This window comes from Paracoccus tegillarcae, assembly GCF_002847305.1.
GTDB classification, from domain to species: Bacteria; Pseudomonadota; Alphaproteobacteria; order Rhodobacterales; family Rhodobacteraceae; genus Paracoccus; species Paracoccus tegillarcae.
In genome coordinates this window covers 1871055-1893444 of sequence record NZ_CP025408.1, presented here as the reverse complement: position 1 = coordinate 1893444, position 22390 = coordinate 1871055, and the positions used below count along the sequence as shown (strand labels likewise).

General features: G+C 63.5%; 20 protein-coding genes. 5 read left to right on the top strand and 15 right to left on the bottom strand.

What is annotated here, in order from left to right:
• The first annotated feature begins 25 nt into the window (after positions 1-25).
• Together rsmD and copM are read left to right on the top strand one after the other, a co-directional pair.
• On the top strand, positions 26-592 hold the full coding sequence (rsmD, locus tag CUV01_RS09205; RefSeq protein WP_101461988.1) for a 16S rRNA (guanine(966)-N(2))-methyltransferase RsmD: 567 nt from the start codon (positions 26-28) through the stop codon (positions 590-592).
• Positions 593-682: 90 nt separating this feature from the next.
• Positions 683-1060: a CopM family metallochaperone gene (gene copM, locus CUV01_RS09200; RefSeq protein WP_101460208.1), complete on the top strand. Its 378-nt coding sequence runs from the start codon at positions 683-685 to the stop codon at positions 1058-1060.
• Positions 1061-1067: 7 nt separating this feature from the next.
• Here copM and CUV01_RS09195 read toward each other — a convergent pair whose 3' ends face one another.
• Together CUV01_RS09195 and CUV01_RS09190 are read right to left on the bottom strand one after the other, a co-directional pair.
• Positions 1068-2195, bottom strand: a complete 1128-nt coding sequence (locus CUV01_RS09195; protein ID WP_101460207.1) for a Gfo/Idh/MocA family protein — start codon at positions 2193-2195, stop codon at positions 1068-1070.
• The gene (locus CUV01_RS09190; protein WP_101460206.1) at positions 2192-2893 is read right to left on the bottom strand and encodes a GntR family transcriptional regulator; all 702 of its coding nucleotides are present in this window, start codon (positions 2891-2893) and stop codon (positions 2192-2194) included. The genes CUV01_RS09195 and CUV01_RS09190 overlap by 4 nt, the downstream gene beginning before the upstream one ends.
• Positions 2894-2968: 75 nt before the next feature.
• Here CUV01_RS09190 and CUV01_RS09185 point away from each other — a divergent pair, with 75 nt between their 5' ends.
• A complete protein-coding gene (locus CUV01_RS09185; RefSeq protein WP_101460205.1) occupies positions 2969-4126 on the top strand; it encodes an LLM class flavin-dependent oxidoreductase in 1158 nt (385 codons plus the stop codon).
• A complete protein-coding gene (locus tag CUV01_RS09180) occupies positions 4126-5019 on the top strand; it encodes an aldo/keto reductase (RefSeq protein ID WP_101460204.1) in 894 nt (297 codons plus the stop codon). Before CUV01_RS09185 ends, CUV01_RS09180 begins: the two co-directional genes overlap by 1 nt.
• A 3-nt stretch (positions 5020-5022) precedes the next feature.
• On the opposite strand, the gene CUV01_RS09175 is transcribed toward CUV01_RS09180, so the two are convergent.
• Genes CUV01_RS09175 through bglB form a run of 7 tightly spaced genes read right to left on the bottom strand, consistent with a single transcriptional unit; the run spans position 5023 to position 13700 of the window.
• The gene (locus CUV01_RS09175; RefSeq protein ID WP_101460203.1) at positions 5023-6000 is read right to left on the bottom strand and encodes an ABC transporter ATP-binding protein; all 978 of its coding nucleotides are present in this window, start codon (positions 5998-6000) and stop codon (positions 5023-5025) included.
• Positions 6000-7079, bottom strand: a complete 1080-nt coding sequence (locus CUV01_RS09170; protein WP_232962175.1) for a carbohydrate ABC transporter permease — start codon at positions 7077-7079, stop codon at positions 6000-6002. The genes CUV01_RS09175 and CUV01_RS09170 overlap by 1 nt, the downstream gene beginning before the upstream one ends.
• On the bottom strand, positions 7049-8041 hold the full coding sequence (locus tag CUV01_RS09165) for a carbohydrate ABC transporter permease (RefSeq protein WP_101460202.1): 993 nt from the start codon (positions 8039-8041) through the stop codon (positions 7049-7051). The genes CUV01_RS09170 and CUV01_RS09165 overlap by 31 nt, the downstream gene beginning before the upstream one ends.
• Positions 8041-9315, bottom strand: coding sequence for an ABC transporter substrate-binding protein (locus tag CUV01_RS09160; protein ID WP_101460201.1), 1275 nt, complete (start codon positions 9313-9315; stop codon positions 8041-8043). Before CUV01_RS09160 ends, CUV01_RS09165 begins: the two co-directional genes overlap by 1 nt.
• 40 nt (positions 9316-9355) lie before the next feature.
• Positions 9356-11791 (bottom strand): hypothetical protein, encoded by a 2436-nt coding sequence (locus tag CUV01_RS09155; protein WP_101460200.1) that lies wholly within the window; start codon positions 11789-11791, stop codon positions 9356-9358.
• Positions 11788-12621: a 5-dehydro-4-deoxy-D-glucuronate isomerase gene (kduI, locus tag CUV01_RS09150; protein ID WP_198731795.1), complete on the bottom strand. Its 834-nt coding sequence runs from the start codon at positions 12619-12621 to the stop codon at positions 11788-11790. The genes CUV01_RS09155 and kduI overlap by 4 nt, the downstream gene beginning before the upstream one ends.
• Complete coding sequence (gene bglB, locus CUV01_RS09145) at positions 12618-13700, bottom strand: beta-galactosidase BglB (protein WP_101460199.1); 1083 nt, start codon at positions 13698-13700, stop codon at positions 12618-12620. The genes kduI and bglB overlap by 4 nt, the downstream gene beginning before the upstream one ends.
• A gap of 63 nt (positions 13701-13763) precedes the next feature.
• Between bglB and CUV01_RS09140 the strand changes: the two genes are divergently transcribed.
• The gene (locus CUV01_RS09140; RefSeq protein ID WP_101460198.1) at positions 13764-14792 is read left to right on the top strand and encodes a LacI family DNA-binding transcriptional regulator; all 1029 of its coding nucleotides are present in this window, start codon (positions 13764-13766) and stop codon (positions 14790-14792) included.
• Positions 14793-14801: 9 nt separating this feature from the next.
• Here CUV01_RS09140 and otnC read toward each other — a convergent pair whose 3' ends face one another.
• The 6 genes from otnC to CUV01_RS09110 all read right to left on the bottom strand — a co-directional run bounded on the left by otnC (position 14802) and on the right by CUV01_RS09110 (position 22354).
• Positions 14802-15443: a 3-oxo-tetronate 4-phosphate decarboxylase gene (gene otnC / locus CUV01_RS09135; protein WP_101460197.1), complete on the bottom strand. Its 642-nt coding sequence runs from the start codon at positions 15441-15443 to the stop codon at positions 14802-14804.
• Positions 15440-16822: a 3-oxo-tetronate kinase gene (otnK, locus tag CUV01_RS09130; RefSeq protein ID WP_338418348.1), complete on the bottom strand. Its 1383-nt coding sequence runs from the start codon at positions 16820-16822 to the stop codon at positions 15440-15442. Before otnK ends, otnC begins: the two co-directional genes overlap by 4 nt.
• A gap of 52 nt (positions 16823-16874) precedes the next feature.
• Positions 16875-18548, bottom strand: coding sequence for a flotillin domain-containing protein (locus CUV01_RS09125; protein ID WP_101460196.1), 1674 nt, complete (start codon positions 18546-18548; stop codon positions 16875-16877).
• A gap of 25 nt (positions 18549-18573) precedes the next feature.
• Positions 18574-19311, bottom strand: coding sequence for an OB-fold-containig protein (locus tag CUV01_RS09120; RefSeq protein ID WP_101461984.1), 738 nt, complete (start codon positions 19309-19311; stop codon positions 18574-18576).
• A gap of 172 nt (positions 19312-19483) precedes the next feature.
• Positions 19484-21274 carry a TRAP transporter permease gene (locus tag CUV01_RS09115; protein ID WP_101460195.1) on the bottom strand — a complete coding sequence of 597 codons (1791 nt, stop codon included), beginning with the start codon at positions 21272-21274 and terminating at the stop codon, positions 19484-19486.
• Positions 21275-21409: 135 nt separating this feature from the next.
• Complete coding sequence (locus tag CUV01_RS09110) at positions 21410-22354, bottom strand: TAXI family TRAP transporter solute-binding subunit (protein ID WP_101460194.1); 945 nt, start codon at positions 22352-22354, stop codon at positions 21410-21412.
• Positions 22355-22390: the final 36 nt, after the last annotated feature.

Genomic DNA, 22390 nt, shown 5'->3' with positions numbered 1-22390 from the left:
GCGGGACGCAAACACGGCGGTGGCCATGAGGATCGTCGGCGGCAGCCTGCGCGGGCTGAAACTGGCTGATGTCGGTGAGGGCGACACGGCAGCCCATCTGCGCCCAACCACGGATCGGGTGCGCGAGGCGATCTTCAACCTGCTGATCAACGGCACCCATGGCAATCCGATCCCGGATGCGCGTGTGCTGGACCTGTTTGCCGGCACCGGCGCGCTTGGTCTCGAGGCGCTGTCGCGGGGCGCCGCGCGCGTGGCCTTTGTCGATGACGGCGGTGCGGCCCGTGGGCTGATCCGCACCAATATCGAAAAGGCCCGCGCCATGGGTGTCACCGATATCTGGCGGCGCGATGCGACCAGGCTCGGCCCGAACCGCAGCGCGCCATATGGGCTGATCTTCCTCGACCCACCCTATGCGCAGGGCCTGGCCGAACGCGCCCTTGCATCGGCGCTCGAGGGCGGCTGGATCGCGCCAGACGCCATGATCGTCTGCGAGGAATCACGGGCACCCGTCATCCCCGCCCCGCTGACCCAGATCGACCAGCGCCGCTATGGCGACAGCATCGTCACGCTGGCCCGAATGCCGTCATCGTGACGAGGCTTGATCGCTGATCCGCTTGCTTTGACAGGCAATTTTGTTGTCATGAGCCCGCAATAACAGCACGATAAAAGCACGAGGGAAAACATGACCCGCAAGACCATTCGCGTCGCCGCACTCAGCCCGATTCTCTTCGCGCTGGCCTTTGGTGCCTATGCGCAGGACAGCAACCATGAGGGCCATGACATGGCCACGATGCAGGGCGATTCATCGGCAGCCTATGCCGAGGCGATGACCCAGATGCACGAAGACATGATGATCGAGCCGACCGGCGATGCAGATGCCGATTTCGTCCTTGGCATGATCCCCCATCACGAGGGTGCCGTCGCCATGGCCCAAATCGTTCTTGAGCACGGTAAAGACCCCGAGATCCGCGCGCTGGCCGAAGAGGTGATCGCGGCACAAGAAGCCGAAATCGCGATGATGAAACAATGGCTGGTCGATAACGGCCACGCGACCGAGTAAGCGCCCGTCACGCGACCGATGCGGCGAACTGGCTGGTCCTGGGAACGAAATCCAGTCCGGCAATATCAACCGCCTGCCCCGTTCGCGCCGACAGTTGCGCGGCCATGCCCATCGCGGCCGCCCACCAGCCATCCTGCAGGGTCACCTCGACCGGGGCCTGACCCTGCAGCGCCTGGACAAAGCGCCGATGCTGCCAATAGGTCGCACCATTATGATCACCCGCCGCCAGCAAGGCCGGATCGACGGGGATCTCGATCAGTTGCGGGCCTTTGGGATGGCGCGGGCTGGCGATGACCTGCGCCACCGGCGGCGGCCCCAGATCGGCGGGCCAGAACCGTGAGGGGCCGGGCACATGGGCCTCTATCATGCCATCCGCGCCGATCACCGACACCTGTTCCTGATAGCGCGCGCCCTCGGCGAACATGCACAATTCCAGCATGGCGCGGGCGCCACGCGCGAAATCGACGATCACATAACCATTGTCCCAGATATCGGGCGGACGCCCGTTGATACGCTCGTCCAGATGGTTCACGGCCTGCCCGGCGCTGGCCATCACCCGCACCGGATCATCGCGCAGGATCAGTCGCATCAGGTCAAAGAAATGGCAGCATTTCTCGACCATTGTGCCACCGCTGCGGGTGTTGAACCGGTTCCAGTTGCCGACCTTGTCCAGAAATGGAAAACGGTGTTCGCGGATGGTGAGCATCCTGATGCCACCCGTCACCGCATCTGCCTCGGCGATCAGCCGGGCAATGGGCGGCATATAGCGATATTCCATCGCCACCCAGACCGGCGCGGGATAATCGGCCAGTGCCGCCAGCCGTGCGGCCTGATCGGGCGCCGTGAACAATGGCTTTTCCACCAGCAACGGCAGCGGGCGCCGGGTCGCGATCACCTCTATCTGTGGCAGGTGCAGGTCGTTCGGACTGGCGATCAGCAGCGCATCAATGGGCTGATCCAGCAAATCCGATACCGACGCACAGCGACGCGCATCGGGCAACAGGTTTGCGGCCCTGGCCGCCATCGCCGCATCGGGTTCGACATAAGCGGCCACCATAGCGCCGGGCAACAGGGCGATGTTGCGAATATGCTCTTGCCCCATCATGCCGCACCCGATGATGCCGTATCTGATCATGCCAACCTCGCCACATAGCGGGCGATGCCCGGATCGAACCAATTGCGCGAGATCTCGGCCACACGCCCGTCATCGGCGATGGACAGGCGCAGCACCTGCGGGGCCGGCGCGCCGGCCGACATCCCGAATGTTGCCGGCGTCCAGTCAGGAAGGACCTCCTGCCCGACCCGATCCTCGGCGCGGATGATGTTCAGGCCCAGATGCCGCCGATAGTGCAGATACAGCGATTCCGACAAGGTGCCCCGATCCAGCCGATCCGCGTAGGATGCACACAGCCAGATTTCCTCGACGCTGGCCGGCTGTCCCGAAAGCCGACGCAACCTGCGAATGCGATGGGCGTCGGGTCCGTCGCCGAATGCTGGCAGATCCGCCGGCTTGGCGCATCGTTCCAGTGACAGCAGTTCGGCCGTCGGCAATCCGCCGCCCTCGATCAGTTCCAGCCGGAACAGCGCATAAACGCCGACCGCGCGGCCATGGGCCCGGACATAGTTGCCGGACCCATGTTTGCGGATCAGCAGCCCGCGCGTTTCCAGCTCGGCCAGCGCCTTGCGCAGCGTGCCAACGGCAACACCCTGATCCGCCGCCATCTCGCGTTCCGGCGGCAGTCTGTGACCATCCTTCAGCCGGCCCGACGCGATATCGCGCCCGAAGGTCTCGGCCAGTCGCAGATAGGCAGGAAGCGGGGCGGATTGCGGCATGATCTCTCGAATTGATATATTATTGATTTACCCGATCACCGAAGGTAAGCAAGGAAAAAGCGCAGGAGGGCGCCGATGACCATCGTTCCCGTCACCTCGGCAGATCTGGATGCCAGCGAAGTCTCTTGGTTCGCCGCACTTTGTTCTGATGATTACCGCCAATTGGGGGTGCCCGACGGCGATCTGCGTTCCTCGTGGAAACACTGCTCAAGCATTGTCCAGCGCGCCGAGGATCTGGGGTTCCGCAATGTGCTGTGCCCCTCATCCTATCAGGTCGGGCAGGACACGCTGAGCTTCGTCGCCGGCTGCGCGCCGATCACCGAGCGGATCAATCTGCTGGCCGCGATCCGCATGGGCGAGGTGCAGCCGATCATGCTGGCCCGCGCCATCGCCACGCTGGACCATATGCTGGAGGGGCGATTGACGCTGAACGTCATCAGCAGTGATTTCGCCGGCCAAAAGGAAGACAGCGCCTATCGCTATCGCCGCAGCCACGAGGTCGTGCAGATCCTGCGTCAGGCCTGGACACAGGACGAGATCAACCATCAGGGCGAGATCTATCAGTTCCAGAATGTCCCCACGGAGCCTGCCCGGCCCTATCAGCAAAACGGCGGGCCACTGCTGTATTTCGGCGGCTACTCGCCCGACGCGCTGGAACTGTGCGGGGCGCAATGCGACGTCTATCTGATGTGGCCAGAACCCAAGGACCAGATCGCCGAACGGATGCGCGCGGTGAATGCGCGCGCCGCCGCACATGGCCGAACGCTGGATTACGGGCTGCGCGTCCATATGATCGTGCGCGACACCGAGGCCGAAGCGCGGGAATATGCAGACCATCTGGTGGCCAAGCTTGATGACGAATATGGCCGGTTGATCCGCGAACGCGCCCATGATGCCAGCAGCCTTGGCGTTTCGCATCAGGCCCGCGCGCGGGAACTGGCCGATCAGTTCGGCTATGTCGAGCCGCATCTGTGGACGGGCATCGGGCGGGCGCGATCTGGCTGCGGGGCGGCGCTGGTCGGATCAGCCGATCAGATCCTGTCCGAGATCGAGGAATACCGCCGCATGGGCATCCGTGCCTTCATCTTCTCGGGCTATCCGCATATGGACGAGGCTGAACATTTCGGCCGGCTGGTCATGCCACATCTGAAAACCTGCTCACTGCCCCATGCATATGGCCGCGTGCCGGCAGGCATGCCCGCCACGCCACTGGGAACCGGAGAACGCCGCTGATGGAACGGGTCAAGATCGCGGATGGGCTGGATGTCAGCCGCATCGTTTATGGCATGTGGCGCTTGGGCGACGATGCCGACACCTCGCCCGCACATGTACAGCGCAAGATCGAAACCTGTCAGGAACAGGGCATCACCACGCTGGACCACGCAGATATCTACGGCGACTATGCAGGCGAGGCGCTGCTGGGAGCGGCCTTTCGCGCATCGCCGGGATTGCGCGATCGCTGCGAAGTGGTGACGAAATGCGACATCGTCGCCCCGATCGGGCGTAACGCGGATGCCGGGGTCAAACACTACGACACCTCGCCCGCCTATATCACCGCCGCCGTCGAACGCAGCCTTGGCGATCTGGCAACCGACCGGATCGACCTGCTTCTGCTGCATCGCCCCGATCCGTTGATGGATGCCGATGCGACCGGCGCGGCCCTGGACGGGTTGGTGGACAGCGGCAAGGTGCGATCTGTCGGCGTGTCGAATTTTCGGCCCTGGGATGTCGATCTGCTGCAAAGCCGGATGACGCAACGCCTGGCCGTCAATCAGATAGAGTTGAACCTGTCCGCGCACGACGCCTTTGCCAATGGCGATCTGGCTTATCTGCAGCGCCAGCGAATGACCGTGATGGCCTGGTCCCCCCTTGGTGGTGGCAGCCTGATGGCCGCCGCACAACCGCGCCTGACCGAGCGGCTGCGCGAACTGGCCGAGCGTCATGGCGTCGATCCGGCGGCCATTGCCGTGGCATGGCTGTTGGCGCATCCGGCGGGGATCATCCCGGTCATGGGCACCAATCGGATCGAACGGATCGCACGCCTGTCAGACGCGCTGCGGATCACGCTGGACCGCAAGGATTGGTTCTGGCTTTACGAGGCCGCACTGGGCCACGAGGTTCCCTGAAGGTTACTGCCTGAGGCCGTCTTCTCCGAACCAATGCGCATCAGCGGCATCATGGGTCAGCGATAGTGTCTCGCCGCGTTCAGGCTGTATCTGACCCGGCAGCATTGCCAGTATCTGCTCGCCCTTGTCGGTGCGGGCGTGGATCAGCGTTTCCGCGCCCAGATTTTCAGCCATCTCGACCGTGACCGTCATGCCGCCTTCACCAAGGCGCAGATGCTGGGGGCGGATGCCCATGGTGCGGCCATCGGGCGCCGTCAGAAAGTTCATCCTGGGCGCACCGATAAAGCCCGCGACAAAGCGGTTGGCAGGCGCGTTGAACAGGTTCAGCGGCGTGTCGACCTGCTCCACCACACCGCCGCGCAGCACGACGATGCGGTCGGCCAGCGTCATGGCCTCGATCTGGTCATGGGTGACATAGATCATCGTCTTGCCCAAGCGGCCATGCAGCGCGGCCAGCTCGGCCCGCATGGTGCCCCGCAATTCCGCGTCCAGATTGGACAGCGGCTCATCCAGCAGGAACGCCGTTGGTTCGCGGACAATTGCACGGCCAATGGCGACCCGCTGGCGCTGACCGCCGGACAGTTGGCCGGGGCGGCGATCCAGCAGCGCCTCGATTTCCAGCATGCGGGCCGAGTCCTCGATGCGGGCGGTAATCTCGGGCTTTGGCATGCTGGTGTTTTCCAGCCCGAACGCCATGTTCTGGCGCACCGACATATGCGGATAAAGGGCGTAGGATTGAAACACCATTGCCAGCCCACGATCCGCAGCCGACCGCCGCGTCACATCCTGCCCGTCGATCATCACGCTGCCCGATGTCGGTTGGTCCAGCCCCGAGATCAGCCGCAGCAAGGTCGATTTCCCGCAACCTGAGGGGCCAACGAAAACGACCAGTTCACCCTCGGGAATGGTCAGCGAGATGTCCTTGATCACCTCGACCGTGCCGAATGATTTGACGATGTTCTGCAGCTCGATCTGACCCATTATTTCAGTCCCGTTCCGGCAATGCCTGCGGTGATAAAGCGCTGAAGAAAGACGAAGACCAGCACGACCGGAATCATCGCAACCACGGTCATCGCAAGGATAAAGTGCCACTGGACGTTCAGCTCGCCCGCATAGGTGTTCAGCCCGATCTGCAATGTGTAAAGTTCCTTGCGCGACAGCACGACAAGCGGCCACAGAAAATCATTCCACCGCCACACGACCGAAAAGATCGCCAGCACCGCCAAGGCCGGCGCAGCCAGCGGCAGGACTATGCGCCAATAGATCTGCCACTCGCTTGCGTGATCCATCCGCGCCGCGTCCAGTAACTCGTCGGGGATGGTCAGCATGTATTGGCGCAGCAGGAACACCCCTGTCGGCGTGGCAACCGTGGGCAGGATCACCCCCCAGAGGCTGTTCAGCAGCCCGGTCGCCGAGACCACCGAATAGAGCGGCACAAGGATCACCGACAGCGGCACCATCAGCGTGGCGATGATCAGCAGCATCACCGCATTTCGGCCACGGAAATCATATTTCGACAGGGCAAACGCCGCCATCGAGTTGGTCAGCAGCGTGATCAGCGTGGCCATGAGGGTCACAAAGACCGAGTTGCGCAGATAGAGCAGAAAGTCGAATTGCAGGAAAGGCTGGGTATAGTTTTCCAGCGCAAAGCGAACCTCGCGAATGGGCGTGCGCTCTGAGATATTGACGCGGAGCACCTCGTCCTCGGGCGCGTCGGGATCGACCATCTGCGCAACGATGCCCACGCGGCGCAGTTCCGCCATGGTCTTTTCGCTGCCATCTTCCAGCGTCACGGTGAACAGTGGTTTTTCGGCACCATCCACCTGAACGGTCTGCTGCGTATAGGGCAACAGGGTGGGCGGAAACTCGGCCAGTCCGGCGGGTGTCTTGAAGCTGGACAGAACCAGCCACAGCGCCGGGCCGAACATCAGGATCGTGCCGCCGATCAACCAGATCCAGGTGGCGATATCGGTCCAGTGCCAACCGCGGCCATCACCGGTTTTCCCGCGTCTCGCGACCAGCCAGCGCATCAGCGTTTCCCCGCCCGTTGGCTCAGCCATAGCTGGATCAGCGTCAGCACGACCAGAACCCCCGCCATCAGGATAGAGGCCGCAGCCGCAAGCCCCGGATTGCGCAGCAGATTGGCGAAACCGACCTCGTAAATATATTGCGTGATAAACATGGTCGAGGTGCCCGGCCCGCCGCCTGTCAACACATAGGCCTCGTCAAAGATCTGAACGGCACGGATCAGCGCCAGCACCAGAACGACCAGCAGATTGGGCATCAGCAGCGGCAGGGTGATGCGGTAAAAGACGCGAAACGGCGGGGTGCCGTCCATTTCGGCCGCCTCATAAAGATCGCGCGGGATCGCCTGCAAACCGGCCAGCAGGATCAGCGTATAGAACCCCATATGCGCCCAGACACTGACGCCCACTGCGGCGACGAAGGCCCAGAATCGTTCGGTGAGCCAGTTGACCGGCTCTAGCCCCAGTTCGACCATGCCCAGATTGGCCAGGCCCTGACGTTGCAGGATCCATTTCCAGATCAGGCCGACAACAACCGGGCTCAGCAGAACCGGAAAGAAGAAAACGGCGCGCCAGAATGCCTTGGCGGGGATGGCGCGGTTCAGGATCAGTGCGGTGATCATCGCCACCAGAATGATCGAGCCGACCTGAAAGATGACAAAGCGCGCGGTGTTCCAGACGGCGGTCCAGAACATGTCGTCGCGGCAGCTCAGCGGGTCCAGATAGCTGCCGCAATCCAGCAAGCGCTGATAGTGGTCGGACCCGATATAGGGGCGGTCCGCCAGAAAGAACTCGACCCCGCCGGTGGTCGAATAAAGCGCGTTCATGACCAGCGGGACAAGGACGAAAACGGTGAAGATCGCCATATTGGGCAGCAGGAACAGGGCGATCATGCCGCCCTGTCCGGTCAAGCGTTGCCAGGCGCGCAGCGGCACATCGGCCATCCGCGCCAGCCAGCGAAGGGGCGCCATCACCCAGTATGAGACGCCCCGCTGCATCACTGACCTGCGTCCGCCGCGGCGACTTGCTCGGCTATGTCGTTATCGATGCGGGCAAAGATATCGGCCACCGGCATTTCGCCAGCCATGGCCTGGCTGATCCGGCTGACCATCCCGCCATAAACGGCATTGGCATAGCGCCATGCCGGGATCGCATTGGCTTCGGGCAGCAGATCGCCGGTTGCCGCGACAAACACCTCCAGGGCCGCCTTGGCGTTCGCGTCATCGGTCTGGAAATCCAGATCGCCGGCTTTGATCACGCCCTGATGCGCGGGCAGGAACAGCGTGCGTTCGGTAAATTCCTTCACCACCTCGGTGCTGGCCAGGTAATCCATGACTTTGCCAACATCCTCGGGGTTCTGGGTGTTCTTGTTGGCGACCAACGCCGCGCCACCCGGCAGACCCGAACATCCCGCCGCACCGCAAGGCGATCCGGTCGCGACCCAATCAAACCCGTCGCCGATCTTGGTTGTCAGGTTCGCCACCTGCCACGAGCCCGAATAGTAAAAGGCGATATTGGCGTTGATGAACTCATCCGCACCAGCGCGATAGGTCGTACCGGCCGCACTGACCCAGACATCCTTCATGTGCTGGCCGCTTTCCGTCCAGCCGACCAGTTGGGTGATGAACTCCTGCGCCGCCGCATCCAGCGGGGCGGGCTTGCCATCTTCGCCCTTCAATTGCGCACCATAGGAAATCATCGGCCCGGTGATCCGGTGGCCCGAACGGTCGATGACAAAGGCCGCCGGCAATTGCTGGCTTTCCTGCACCTCGGTCGAGGCATTGACCCAGTCCTCCCAGGTCGCGCCCTCGCCCGGCATCTCGACACCGGCCTGTTCAAACAGCGTCTTGTTGGCAAAGCCGCCGACCAGCGTCAGCTGGGTCATGAAACCCGGAATGATCTCGGTGTCATCGGGGCGCATCCAGTCGAACTGGTCACCGAAATTCTCGTTCCAATAGGCCGGATCTTCGATATAGGGCGTCAGGTCCAGCCAATGATCGGCCTGTTCCTTGAGGTTGGTGACCCGCGCGATATCGGGGCCCTCGCCAGCGGCCAGCTGGATCGGCAACTGTTCCTGAATGACCTGATAGGCCACATTGTCCAGTGTCACGTTAATATCGGGGTTCTGCTCTGAGAAACGGTCAAGCAGATCCTGCATGACCTCGCCCTCGATCCCGTCGGAATACCACATGATGCGCACGTCGCCCGCCTGCGCCGAAGCCGCAATGGCCAGCGCGGACGCAGTCGCCGCGATGCTGAGTATCTTTTGCATTTGTCGTCTCTCCTCCCTGGTTTCCCCCGCGGCTCAACGGCTACGAGGTGATCGTTCTTTGACCCTCCACAGTCCATTGGGACGGGTCAAGTTTGCGTCCTTCTGCCTCCACCGTTCCGTCGGGGCAGAAGATGACGCTGCCGTAATCCGGATCCGTCACCAGAATGCGGCCATCCGGCTTTTCGATCAATGACAGCTTGCCAAAACGATCGCGCAACCCGTCCAGATCGTCTGCCCCTTCGGTCAGGCGGACGATCCAGCGGCCATCGCGACCCTCCAGCCGCAATTCATTGCCCGCACTTGGCCCTTCGCTCACGCGCGACAGAGGACCCGAGGCGACCAGCAACAGCCCTGCGCCCTGCGCCGTAGCCATCGCGACGTTGTCTTCGACCCGCGCGGCGTCGAACATGCTTTCTGGAAACCACGCATGGGTCAGATCGGGCTGCGGCGCCACGCCGTCGAACAGCACGACTGCCAGCCCACGATATTGCTGCACGCGCGGGACGCTGGCCGAGCCGCCCCAATAGGACGGCCTGCCATAGCCCGACTGGATCAACTCGCCCGGCTGGTTGATCCAGACCTGCGCCTGCGGGTTGCGACCGATGCGGGCATGGATCAGCGTTTCCTGATAACCCCAGTCACCCCAACGGTAATGCGCGGCCGATCCCATCGCCGTATCGCGCGTTTTCCAGTGATAAAGCTGCGCAAAACGCCCCTCGCCCTGGCTAAAGCACCATTCCTGCCCGCCGTCCCGATCCCACAGCGCGCGGTCACTCAGATCCGGCAGTTCCAGACTGTGATCGCGCAGGCACAACGCCAGTTGCGGCAGGCAATGGAAACGCGCGCCGAAATGGCCCTGCCCCCAAAGCATCCGCCCGATGGCCGACAGTTCCAGCGTCGCCCCGGCGCGCAGCGTATGTTCATAGCTGCGCCCCTGCGCGGCGGTCAGCACGCCCTGATGCGCGCTATTGGCCACCAGTTCGATCAGCCGCGCCACCGCCTTGCCTGCCCGGTCCCGGATATCGGCATCGGATGCCAGCGCGAACAAGGCGCACAGCCCCTTGAGGTCGATGGGAAAATAGGGCGCGCTGTTGAACTCGGCCATCTCGCAGGCCTCGAAATGATCCAGCCAGGCGCGCACCCGTTCGGCACCGACGGCGGATTGCGCATGACCATCACGCCCGGACCGACGGAAGGTCGCGTCAGGCAGGATATGACCGGCCAGATAGGCGGCGGTATGAAACAGCAGCGCGTGGTTTTCGCTGAAATACCACTGCACATCATTGCCCGGCTCATCCATCCAATAGCGATAGGCAAGGATCGTGTCGTCGATCTGGGCCAGCGTTTCGGGCTGCACCCGGTCAGCAAAGCGCATCCGCGACCACAGCAGCGGCACCAGCGCGAAATCGGCGCAATCCCAGCAATCCTTGATGGTCGGCAGGACGCGCAGGATCATGTCATCAGCCGGACGCCCCGTCGCCAGTCGTGCCAGTGCGCAGACCGTATCGGGCTCGGCCTTGTCAGCAACAGCCTCCAGCGCCTCGGCCACGCGGTCGGCCTGCGCCGCAGGTGCCGGACCATCGGGATGTGCGATCTCGACGCCCAGGGTGCGGGTGGCGGCAAAGCCGTCGCGGGTCAGCGTGATACGGAAATGGCGGAAGTCGGCGGGGAAGTCGGTGACATGACCCAGCACCAGCCGCGTTTGATCCGCCGTTATAGGATAGCGTCGGTCCATTCGTTCGTGCGACATAAAGTCGCCCTCGATCACCACGGCGGCAGAGCCCTCTGCGCCCAAGGGCGAGGGCAGGACCAGCACCACCTCGCCATCATCATAGGCGGGGCGGTCGAAATGCATCTGTTCCAGTAGCGTCTCGACCGAACGAACCGTCGCATCGGGTGCGTCAAACGGCAGACCGGCCGTGGCGGTTGGGCCATCCAGCCAGTCCAGCCGGAACAGGAACCGCGTGTCACGCTCGGCCAGATCGTCAAAGAAGACAGTGATCTCGTTCTGGCCTGCGCGCAGATCGACCTCGAACTCGGCACCGCCGTTGTAGTTGCGCAGATAGGGCGCCATCCAGCCGGCCTCTGTCCCGTTCACAAACAGGATCGCGCCACCGCAGGTCGTAAGCCGCAACCGCGCGGGACCGGCATCATCCGCGAGGATCACCGTCCGCGCCCAGGCCGCCAGCCGCGTGGGCCGAAACCAGAAGCCCGACAGATCCAGCATGTCCTGACCAAAGGGCAGCGCGTTTACGGCCCATTTCGCCACACCACGCTGATCGGGCCGCTTGTCGCGGTACTGCGCCGCGAATTCGGTGCGGCAGGGATATTCATGCGGGATGAAGTTCTTGTCCTTGGTCAGGAAAAAGAACGGATCCATTTCGCCAAGCAGGGGCGCGTCGGCCACATCATAGCGGTCCACGACCACGTCCGAGACCTGCCAATATCGCAGCGCATCGCCGGGGTTGAGTGTCATCGCAGCGCACTCACAGGCAGAGGGTCAACGTCTTCATAGGCCTGATTTTCGCCGGTCATCCCCCAGACAAAGCCATAACGCCCGGTGCCCGCGCCCATATGGATCGACCAGGCGGGCGACAGCACCACATCGCCGTTCTGCACAACCAGATGGCGGGTGTTGTCGGGCCGGCCCATGAAGTGAAAGACACGATCTTCGGGCGCCAGATCAAAATAGCAATAGGCCTCCATCCGCCGTTCATGCAGATGCGGGGGCTGGGTATTCCAGACCTGTCCTTCCGGCAAATCAGTGATCCCCATCAGCAGCAGACAAGACGGGGCGACCTGCGGATGGATATACATGCGCAACTGCCGGAAATTGCCGCGCTCACGCTGGCCGAACTCTATCGGCTTCGATTCCGCACGGGTGATCGCACGGGTCGGATGATCGGCCCCGGCAGGAACCGAGTTCAGATAGAGGCGCGCAGGCTGCCGCGGATCATCGCTGCCCAACCGGACGGCCTTGGCACCGCGCCCGATATACAGGCAATCACGGTTGGCCAGCGCAAAGCGGGTGCCGTCCACCTCGACCCAGCCAGAACCGCCCAGATTGGCAGTGCCGCCCTCTCGCGCGTCGAAGAAATGCGGCGTGCCGACATCGGCGCCATCACCGAATTCCAGCGGCGTATCGGTGGGCATGGCGGCACCGACGATCATTCGGTCCAGATGGGTATAGGTCATGCGCAACTGGCCGGGTTGAAACAGCCCCTCGACCATGAATTCGGCCCGCAGCCGGTCGGTTTTCATGCCGTCGATATCGCCAGGCGAAGCCCCGTAACGCATATCCATCATTCGCCCTCTTTCAACGCCTCGACCAGCGCCAGAATGGCCAAAGACTGGCCATAACCTGTCGGCTGGATCGGAATGTCGCGGTAAAACTGCAAGTCGTGGCCCATCCGCGTGCCGTAGCTGACGCCACTGACCACCCCATCCGGCCCGATCTGGCCCAACACATAATCCACCGCGCGATGGCCCGCCTGCCGTGCCTCTTCGCCCAGCAGGCCCAAGCGTGCACCCTTCATCAGACCATAGGCGATGCCCGCCGTGGCGCTGGTTTCGGGGTAGCTGTCCGGATCGTCCAGCAGCGTGCGCCAGGCGCCATCGGCGGTTTGCAGCGGAAGCAGCGCGGCCACCTGATCGCGCAACAGGTCGCGCAGCAGCGCGGCTGATGCAGCCGGCACGTCGGCCAGATCGAACAGGTCCAGCAGGCAGGCGGTGATCCAGGCATTGCCGCGCGCCCACCGCGCACGGGCAAAGTTGTGCCGACCCTCGAATGTCCAGCCATGAAACCATAGGCCGGTTTCGCGATCCGACAGGAACTGCGCGTGGACCAGAAACTGCCGCACGGCCTCGTCCACCAGATCCTTGCGACCGGCACTTTGGCCGTAGGAGGCCAGGAACAGAGCCACCATGAACAGCGTATCGTCCCACAACTCGCCCGTGTTCACCTTGTCCGAGACGTCATGCTGGATACCACCAAACGGCGTGCGCGGCGCGTCGGTCATCACCCGTGCAGCCCAATCCTGCAGCACCTCGCCGTAACGCGGATCACGGGTTTCGCGCCACAGGATCGACAGGGCCAGCATCGGTGCGGTGGTATTGACGTTCATTTCGGGCAGGCCCCGCGTCAGCGCGCGGTCATACCAGCCGGTCAAGGTCTGGCCCAACTCGTTGTCCTGCCCCCGCGCCAGCCATAGCTGCGTCAGCCCATACAGCCCGACACCTTGCGGCCATTCCCAACCGTCAAAACTGATGTAATCGCCCGGCGTACCGTCCAGGTTCGGCTCGTCATAGCTGCCATCATGGCGCAGGTTTTCAAACCCCGCCACCAGCCGCGTCAACGCGCTTTCGATATCAGACCTCGCCCCCATCGAATCAGCATGTCCGCTGGAAATACGATTGCACAATATGAAAATTTTTTGCAGCCTGACCCTATGAGACCCGATGGCAAGCGTGTGCAAATCTCTCGCAGGGTGCGGCTGAAGGACATCGCGGAGCGCTGCGGCGTCTCGACCGCCACCGTGTCACGGGCGCTGTCGGGACGCGGTTATGTCGATGCCGCGCTGACGGACACGATCCGCAAGATGGCCGTGCGCCTGAACTATCCCCTGCCGTCATCGCAGGCCGGGCGACGGGTTCTATTGGCGGCATCCGGGCCTGCCCTGCTGGATTTCGCCCGCAGTCAGTTCACCCTGCATGTGCTGGAGGGGATAGGCGAACGCTGCCAGACCCTGGGCATGCAAGTCGAAACGCGCCCGGTTTCCTCGCTGGCCGATGAGGCCGCATTGCTGGCCGAGGCGCAGGATGACAGCATCGCCGGCGTGCTGATGCTGACCATCGACGATGACGCCATGCTGGCGCTGGCGCGCGAGTTTGAAAAGCCGGTCGTGTTGGTCAACGGCGACGACCCCGATATGCGGCTGTCCTCGGTCACGCCCTGCAACAGATCCGCCGCCGCGCTGGCAACGCAGCACCTGCGCGAGTTGGGGCACAGGCGCATTGCGCTGCTGACCTGTTCCGGCCGACGCACGATTGCCCGCAGACAAGAGGGCTGGCGCGACGCGATGGGCGAGGATGCAGATGCGGCGCTGGTGATCGAGGTCACCGACTGGCGCGCCGATCTGGCCACCGACGCCGTGGCCACCCGCCTGACCCATCAGCCCGACTTTACCGCCATCCTGGCGACGGGCGACGCGCTTGCCATCGGGGCCTATCAGGCGCTGGCCAATGCCGGGCTGTCCGTGCCGGGCGACGTTTCGGTGATCTCGATCGACGGGCTGCCTCAGACCGCGCTGCTTAGCCCCGCGCTGACGGTAATGGCCATTCCCATGCGCGACATCGGTGCGGTCGCGCTGGACCTGCTGTCGGGCGCTGCCGCCAACCCCGCAGCGCCGCGCCGCCGGGTCGAACTGGCTTGCGATCTGATCGGCCGGGGCTCTGATGCGGCACCGGCACGACGATGACACAGTCATTTAGAGCGTGCCGAAACTGGTCTTGAGCTCATCGACCGCTGCCGGGGATAGCAGACGCATATTCATGCCGCGCAACGCGACCAGCAGCTTGGCCGTTTCCTCCAACTCTTCGGCGGCGGCGACGGCTGACATCAGGTCTTTGCCGCTGACCACCGGCCCATGATTGGCCAGCAGCACGGCGGCGTGTTCGCCGTTCAGTGCGCGGATCATATCGCCGGTCCTGGGATCACCGGGCCGGACATAGGGCAGCATCACCACCCGCCCCACGCGCATGACCACATAGGGCGTCAGCGGCGGGATGCAGTCATCGGGATCGGTATCGGTCAGGCAAGACAGCGCCGTGGCCCATGTCGAATGCAGATGCACCACAGCGCCCGCCTGCGGCCGGGTGGCGTAAAAGGCCTGATGCAGGAACACTTCCTTGGTGGGCTTGTCGCCCCTGACATGCTGGCCCTCCTGATCAATCTTGGCGATGCGGTCTGCCTGCAGATCACCCAGACGCACATTGGTCGGCGTCATCAGCATGCCATCGGGCAGCCGGACCGAGACATTCCCGGCAGTGCCAACCGAAAAACCCCGCTCGAACAGCGACCGGCACAGGTCGACCATCTGATCGCGTGCGGCGCGCTCGTTATCGGTCATAGCGGCCCCTCCATCATGCGCAGCGCCTTGGCAAAGAAATCGGGCGCACCGAAATTGCCGGATTTCAGCGCCAGCAGCACCGGCTGGTCCTTGTTCAGGCTCAGGATCGGGACGCCAGGGTCGATTTCCGGGCCGATCCGCATGGCGTCGACACGCAGCGCCTGCGTGACGGCCTGCGCCACCGCGCCCGAGGTCTCGCCCCCTGCCACCACGATCCGCCGATAGCCCTGCGCAATCAGTTCACGCGCGGTATCGGCAAACAGCGCGTCCAGCGATGCGGCCACCTGTTCGCGCCCAAAGCGGCGCTGCATTTCGGTCACCTGCTCCGGTGCGCCGGACGAATAGACCAGCGGCGCGCGCGCCGCATTGGCGGTGATAAAGGCGACCAGATCGGCGGCGGTCACGCGACCCTCCATCACCGCAGGCACATCAATGGCAAGGCCGGGATGATCCGCCAGATGCTGATCGACCTGACCGCGCGTGGCACCCGAGCATGACCCCGCAAGGATCGCGCCCGGACCACTGACAGGTTGAACCGGCCCCGCGCCGCCTTTGGCCTTGCCTGCCCGAATGAAATTGCCCGGCAGCCCAAGGGCTATGCCCGAGCCGCCCGTCAGCAGCGGAACGCCGTCCAGAGCCAGGCCGATCTGCATCAGATCCGCGTCCGAGATCGCATCGACGACGGCGAATGTCTGACCCTCGGCGGCGATCCGGTCCAGCGCGTCACGGATCGCGACAGAACCAGCCGCAACCGTCGGCCAGGCGACCAGACCGATTTCACCCGCACTTTGCCGCGCCAGAACACGGCGCAGGTCCGGGTCGGTCATCGGGGTCAGTGGGTGGTTCTGCATGCCGCTTTCGCTGAGCAGCCGGTCAAAGACGAACAGGTGCCCCTGATAAACCGTTCGGCCCGCGGTGGGAAAAGCCGGGCAGACGACTACGCCAGCGACGTCCAGCGCAGCGGCCAGCGCGTCCGCCACGGGGCCGATATTGCCTTCATCGGTCGAATCGAAGGTCGAGCAATATTTAAAGATGATCTGCTCGCATCCCTGCGCCAGCAACCAGTTCAGCGCCACCAGAGAATCCGCCACCGCCTCGGCCGCTTGGGCGGATCGGCTTTTCAATGAGATCACACCGGCCTCGATCGCCGGATCTGCCGGTGTGGTGGGCACGCCCGGATATTGCGCCGTACGCAGCCCGCCCGCTGGCGGCACGCCCTTGGCAAGCGTATTGGCGATATCGCTGCCGCCGGTGAAATCGTCGGCAATCACCCCGATCAACATGGCCTGCCCCCACTGCTCGTCGCGCCTATCGTCAGCTTCGACCGACGAGGCGTCACTGTAAAGCCCGGCGCCGCCACTTGGCGGGGCCGGGCCCAAATGAAAAGGCCCCCTCCGACATCGGAAGGGGCCTTGTCTCAGTTGTCAGGGATCAGGCTGCCGGAGGCGTTTTCTGCTGGCCGGCCAAAGGCGGGGCCTGGTCCGATGCCGCAGCTTGCGGGACGTCGCCCATGATGCCCTCGATGCCATTTTCCATCGAAATGCCCAGATCTTCGCCCAGCTTTTTCAGTGCCGGCAATTGGACGGCCATGCCCATGATCGAATCCAGCGCCTGATTGACCGGCGGCTTGTCGCCATTGGCCGCCGCACCGCCACCGATGCCGCCGCCCAGACCGGTGACCTGATGAATGCGGATCGAATCGATCTTTTCCACTGGCTTCATCGCATGGGACAGGATCTCGGGCATTGCCTCCAGCTTGGCCATCGCGATCTTCATTGCGATGATGCTCTCGCTCAGCGTGTTTTCTGCGTCGGTGATGGCGCGCTTACCCTCGGCCTCGGCCAGCATGTCTTTCTTTTTGGCCTCGGCGCGAATGGTGATCGCATCGGCATCGGCCTGCGCTTCTTCGCGGCGCGCCTCGGCGCGGTCCTGTGCCGCGTCCTTTTCGGCCTGTGCGGACAGACGAATGCGCGTCGCCTCGCGTTCCGCCTCTTGCGCGGCGTGGATCAGAACGATCTGCTTCTGTCGCTCGGCCTCGGCCACCTGCTTGGCGGTCACAACCGCTTCGGTCGCCTTGGTCGCCTCGGCGCGGGCCAGATCGGCCGAGGCGCGGGCGCGGCTTTCCTCTTCGGATTTCTGCGCGATGATGATCTGGCGATCCTGATCGGCGACCTCCAGTTCGCGTTCCTTGTTGATCTCGGCCTCGCGCAGTTTGCGTTCGCGGTCGATTTCGGCGGAACGGATGGACTCTTCGCGGGCGATCCGCGAGCGCTCTGTCTCGCGCATCGAATCCTCGCGACGGGCGGCGACCTCGGATTGCTGTGCGGCCTTCAGCGTCTCGATCTGTTGTGACTGTTCGATACGGGCCTGTTCCTCGTCCCGTTCAATCAGCAGCTTTTGACGTTGCGCGGTCATGGCCGCACGACGCACCTCGACCTCGGCTTCGGCGTCGATATTGGCGCGCTCTTTCTTGGACACGGCGATGACCTCGGCCAGTCGCCGCATACCCACCGCGTTAAAGGCGTTGTTTTCGTCCAGCGCCTCGAAGGGCGTCTGATCCAGCGCGGTCAGCGAAACGGCTTCCAGCGACAGACCGTTCTTCAGCAGATCCTCGGAAACCGTGTTTTGCACCTCTTGCACAAAGTCCGCACGGTTTTCGTGCAACTCGTCCATGGTCATCTGCGCAGCCACGGCGCGCAGACCGTCGATCAGCTTGCCCTCGATCATCTCGCGCAGCTGGTCGATGTCAAAAGTGCGCGCGCCAAGCGTTTGCGCTGCCCGTGCAATGCCTTCGTCGGTGGGCTGGACCGAGACATAGAACTCGACCCCCACATCGACCCGCATCCGGTCCTTGGTGATCAGCGCGGCCTCGTCACTGCGCTGCACCTCGAGGCGCAGGGTCTTCATGTTGACGGGGCTGACCTCGTGCAGCAAAGGCACAACGATCGTGCCGCCATCCATGATGACCTTCTTGCCGCCGGCACCGGTCCGCACCAGGCTGACCTCGCGCGTGGCGCGGCGATACAGTCGTGCCAGGACCAAGCCGGTCAGCACCAGAAAGGCGATAAAACCGCCGACAATGACAGATAGTGTGACAATATCCATTAATCAGTTCCTCAACTCAAAGCGATTATTGTGAAAGCGATACCAGCAGGTATCCGGTTTCCCGCCGCAAACGCAGGACCAGCACCTCGGTCCCCTGCGGCAGTGTTTCGTCATCCTGCAGCGGTTCCGCACGCAGGTAGTGATTGTTGCCGTATCTGTCCGTGACGCGCACCTCTGCCGGCCGGCCACGCGCCGCTGTGCCCTGTGTGATCAAGCCGATGCGGCGGCCCAGATGGCGTTCGGACAGCGATTGGGTCTCGGTCTTGGGCAGGATGCGGGCGAACCCCGCGCCGAAACGGCCCGCGAACACCAATGCCAGAACAGCCGCGGGAACGACGACGATCACCGCCGGCAAGGGCCGATCAAGGACGCCCTGTGCCACGCTTTGGATCAGATAGCCCGAGGCACCAAATCCCAGCAAAACCGCCGCCAGCCAGATCAGCGCCGGCATCTTGCCAAAGCCCAGCCAGCCCGCAATGCCACCCGCACTGGCCGCGCCATCCGGCGTTGCGCCATCGGGGCTGTCAAATTCGGCGACCTCCAGATCGGCGGCGTCGATATCAAGCCCGTCGAAATCGATTTCCAGATCGGCGACATCTATATCGGGCGCGCCAATGTCCGGACCTTCGATCCCCTCGCCACCTGCGCCCAGCAAACTGCCACCCACAAAGGCAAAGACCAGTTCCAGCAGCAACAGGCCGAACAACATCGCGAATGCGATCGTAAAGGGCAGGTATGGGGAGGTCAAAAACGTATCAAACATGGCCATCTTCACCTGTATACTATTGTATACAACACTTAGGTGCTCGCGGGAATTTTACAATAATTGGCCGCGACTTTTCGCCGCGAAAATAGCGTTCCGAGGCCTCAGGGAAACCACAAAACGCCATTTATCGCCATCTCGTGACAAGTTTGCACGCTGATCCCGGGCCCCGCTACCCAAATGCGGCCCAAAGCGGCCTTGCGAACAGAACCCCAAAGCCAGCCAGCGCAAACAGCGCCGTGCGCAGCGGCCGTCGTTCAGCGATCAAGGCATGCGAAATCAACGCGGCCCCGACCGCGATCTCGGCTGCTGCCAGCAGCGCCCGGACCGGCGTGGTGGCAAGTGCGATCACCTCGGGATTGGCGATCATGCCCAGAGGGATCAGATACAACCCGACCCCCAAGGCCATGGCCGTCAGCGCCACCTTGACCCAGTTTTCACCCACCATTCCGGCGGCAATAAAGACAGCGCCGGCGACCGGCGGTGTGATCGTGGACAACAGCGCGAACCAGAACACAAACAGATGCGCCTGCAGCGGCTCTAGCCCCAATTGCACCAGCGCCGGGCCCGCGACCGAGACGCAGATGACATAGGCAGCGGTGGTCGGCACCTCCATCCCCAGAACCAGACAGGCCAGCGCCGTCAGCAGCAGGGATGGCCACAGCATGCCGCCCGAGGCCGACAGGATCAGCGAGGTGATCTTGACCCCCAGCCCCGTCACCGCCAGCACACCGATGATGATCGAGGCGCACAGAATGATCGCCGCGATCATCGCGACCTGACGGGCCGATGAGATAAGCGCGTCTTGCATCCGCCCGGCGGCGCGGCGCGCGTCAAAGCGGAAATCTGCGCCGAACAGCAACAAGACGGTCGCCGCAATGATCGCAAGGCAGGCGGCGAATTGCGGGGTGTAGCCAAGACCGAACATGGCCACCATCAAGATGGTGAAGGGAACCAGAAAGAAGCCCGAGGTGATCATCACAGTGCGAGCCTCGGGCCGGTCATCGGACGCGATGCCGCGCAGGTCAAACCGTCGGGCATAGGCGTCGATGCCGATCCAGACGACCAGAAAATACAGAATGGCGGGCAGCGTGGCGGCCAGAACGATGCCGGTATAGGGTACGCCGGTCAACTCGACCATGACAAAGGCCCCCGCCCCCATCAGCGGTGGCATGATCTGCCCACCGGACGACGCAACGGCCTCGACCGCGCCCGCGATCCGCTTGGGGTAGCCCAGCTTGACCATCGCCGGCATCGTCACCGCCCCGGTCGAGGCCACATTGGCAGAGGCCGAGCCCGAGATCGACCCGAACAGGGCCGAGGCCAGCACACTCACCTTGGCCGCCCCGCCCCGCAAACGGCCTGCAGCAGCGGCGGCCAGGTTCATGAAGCCCTGCCCGGCCTCACCCGCATTCAGTACCGCGCCAAAGATGACAAAGATCGCCACCACCCCCACCGACACGCCGGTCAGCGTGCCCCAGATGCCGCCTTCGGCCAGCGTCAGCGTGCCCATCAGGCTGGGCAAGGGCAACGGTGCATGGCCAAATTCGCCCGGAATATGCTGACCCCAGAACGCATAGGCCAGGGCCAGCGCGGCCACGATGGGCAAGGGCCAGCCGATCGCACGGCGTGCCGCCTCTAACACGGTCAGCAACAACACTATGCCGACGCCGTACTGGAACGGCGTTTCGACAAACCCATACTGATCGGCCAGCATATCGGCGTTCCAGGCGATCCAGCAGGCGGCGGCAATCCCAAGCCCGCCCAACAGCCAACCGGTGAAGCGTTGAACGGCGGGCTGCGGGCCGGTGAAGAAAAAGATCCAGGGCAGGATCAGCGCCATATGCAGTGGCCGGGCGATCAGGTTCGGCGTCAGGCCGTAAAAGATCAGCCCCAGATGAAAGGCGACCAGCAGTGCTGCGGCGATAAGCGCCAGGATCGTGGGTCGGCCCGCCTCGGTCATGTGGCGGAGACAATCGAGGGATAATAACCACACCCGCCCGGCGCGGTTGCGCGGGTGGACGCAGCCAGGGCAAGCCACCCGCCAGAATGATCAACTGCCATCATCCCTGGCAGGTCCCTTGCCCCGTCTTGCACCTTATCCGCCCGTCGCAATGCCGGCTTCGTCGTAGTAGCGCCTGGCACCTGGATGCAGCGCACCGATTTCGGCCACCTGATCGGGGCTGACGCCTGCCCACCATGCGGCGGTTTCGGCCAGCTTTTCCCGGGTTTCCCAGAAGTCCTGGGTCAGTTGATAGGCGGTTTCTTCGTCCATCGCGGTGGTGGTAAAGGCCACGACCGGCAGGCCCGTGGTCACGATATCCTCGGTCTGGCCCGGATAGGTCTCTGCCGGGATCTCGACCCGCGCCTGACCGGTCTGTTCGACCTGCTCATCGCTCAGCGACAAGATACGAACGCCGGTGCCGGCTGCGGCCTCGATGATATTGGGTGCGGGCCAGCTGCTGGCCGAGACAAAGGCGTCGATCTGGCCATTCTTCAGGGCATCGCCGGCATTCGACAGTTCCGCATCTGCAATCGTCACCTTGTCCATCAGACCGAACAGATCCAGATATTTCTCACCCTCGGTCGCGCTGAAGGTGCCTTTGCCCAAAAGCACGCTCTTGCCTTCCAGCTCGGACATCTCGCGCCCGCCCTCGGTGCCAGCAACGACGAAATGCATGGTCAGCGAAGGGATTGGAAACAGCGCCCGGATCTCGGCAAATTTGGGATCGCCCTTGCCGTCAAAGGGTCCGGCGCCCTCTTGTGCGCTACCCACCAGCGAGGGCGGCGAGGTAAAGATGTAATCACCGCCACGTGCCCGTACCTCCATCACATTCTGAACCGAGCCCTGGCTTTCCTCGACGGTCAGGATCAACTCCCCGTCGGATGCAGCTTTCACGGCTTCGGCCAACTCGACCCCCATCTGATAATACGAGGTGCCGGTCTTGGCTGATTTGAAGGTCAGCTGCGTCTCTGCCTGCGCAGGTAGCGCGGTCGCGGCAAGGGCCAGAGCGGCGGCGGCCAGGCGAGGTCGGAAAGTCATGATATCCTCCGGGTTGGTCTTTCTGGGTTGATGCCA

What these genes read in the sequence shown, in the direction of transcription:
- rsmD (WP_101461988.1), top strand. Translation starts at nt 26, where the DNA reads ATGAGGATCGTCGGCGGCAGCCTGCGCGGGCTGAAACTGGCTGATGTC.
- copM (WP_101460208.1), top strand. Translation starts at nt 683, where the DNA reads ATGACCCGCAAGACCATTCGCGTCGCCGCACTCAGCCCGATTCTCTTC.
- CUV01_RS09195 (WP_101460207.1), bottom strand. Translation starts at nt 2,195, where the DNA reads ATGATCAGATACGGCATCATCGGGTGCGGCATGATGGGGCAAGAGCAT.
- CUV01_RS09190 (WP_101460206.1), bottom strand. Translation starts at nt 2,893, where the DNA reads ATGCCGCAATCCGCCCCGCTTCCTGCCTATCTGCGACTGGCCGAGACC.
- CUV01_RS09185 (WP_101460205.1), top strand. Translation starts at nt 2,969, where the DNA reads ATGACCATCGTTCCCGTCACCTCGGCAGATCTGGATGCCAGCGAAGTC.
- CUV01_RS09180 (WP_101460204.1), top strand. Translation starts at nt 4,126, where the DNA reads ATGGAACGGGTCAAGATCGCGGATGGGCTGGATGTCAGCCGCATCGTT.
- CUV01_RS09175 (WP_101460203.1), bottom strand. Translation starts at nt 6,000, where the DNA reads ATGGGTCAGATCGAGCTGCAGAACATCGTCAAATCATTCGGCACGGTC.
- CUV01_RS09170 (WP_232962175.1), bottom strand. Translation starts at nt 7,079, where the DNA reads ATGGCTGAGCCAACGGGCGGGGAAACGCTGATGCGCTGGCTGGTCGCG.
- CUV01_RS09165 (WP_101460202.1), bottom strand. Translation starts at nt 8,041, where the DNA reads ATGCAGCGGGGCGTCTCATACTGGGTGATGGCGCCCCTTCGCTGGCTG.
- CUV01_RS09160 (WP_101460201.1), bottom strand. Translation starts at nt 9,315, where the DNA reads ATGCAAAAGATACTCAGCATCGCGGCGACTGCGTCCGCGCTGGCCATT.
- CUV01_RS09155 (WP_101460200.1), bottom strand. Translation starts at nt 11,791, where the DNA reads ATGACACTCAACCCCGGCGATGCGCTGCGATATTGGCAGGTCTCGGAC.
- kduI (WP_198731795.1), bottom strand. Translation starts at nt 12,621, where the DNA reads ATGATGGATATGCGTTACGGGGCTTCGCCTGGCGATATCGACGGCATG.
- bglB (WP_101460199.1), bottom strand. Translation starts at nt 13,700, where the DNA reads ATGGGGGCGAGGTCTGATATCGAAAGCGCGTTGACGCGGCTGGTGGCG.
- CUV01_RS09140 (WP_101460198.1), top strand. Translation starts at nt 13,764, where the DNA reads ATGAGACCCGATGGCAAGCGTGTGCAAATCTCTCGCAGGGTGCGGCTG.
- otnC (WP_101460197.1), bottom strand. Translation starts at nt 15,443, where the DNA reads ATGACCGATAACGAGCGCGCCGCACGCGATCAGATGGTCGACCTGTGC.
- CUV01_RS09125 (WP_101460196.1), bottom strand. Translation starts at nt 18,548, where the DNA reads ATGGATATTGTCACACTATCTGTCATTGTCGGCGGTTTTATCGCCTTT.
- CUV01_RS09120 (WP_101461984.1), bottom strand. Translation starts at nt 19,311, where the DNA reads ATGTTTGATACGTTTTTGACCTCCCCATACCTGCCCTTTACGATCGCA.
- CUV01_RS09115 (WP_101460195.1), bottom strand. Translation starts at nt 21,274, where the DNA reads ATGACCGAGGCGGGCCGACCCACGATCCTGGCGCTTATCGCCGCAGCA.
- CUV01_RS09110 (WP_101460194.1), bottom strand. Translation starts at nt 22,354, where the DNA reads ATGACTTTCCGACCTCGCCTGGCCGCCGCCGCTCTGGCCCTTGCCGCG.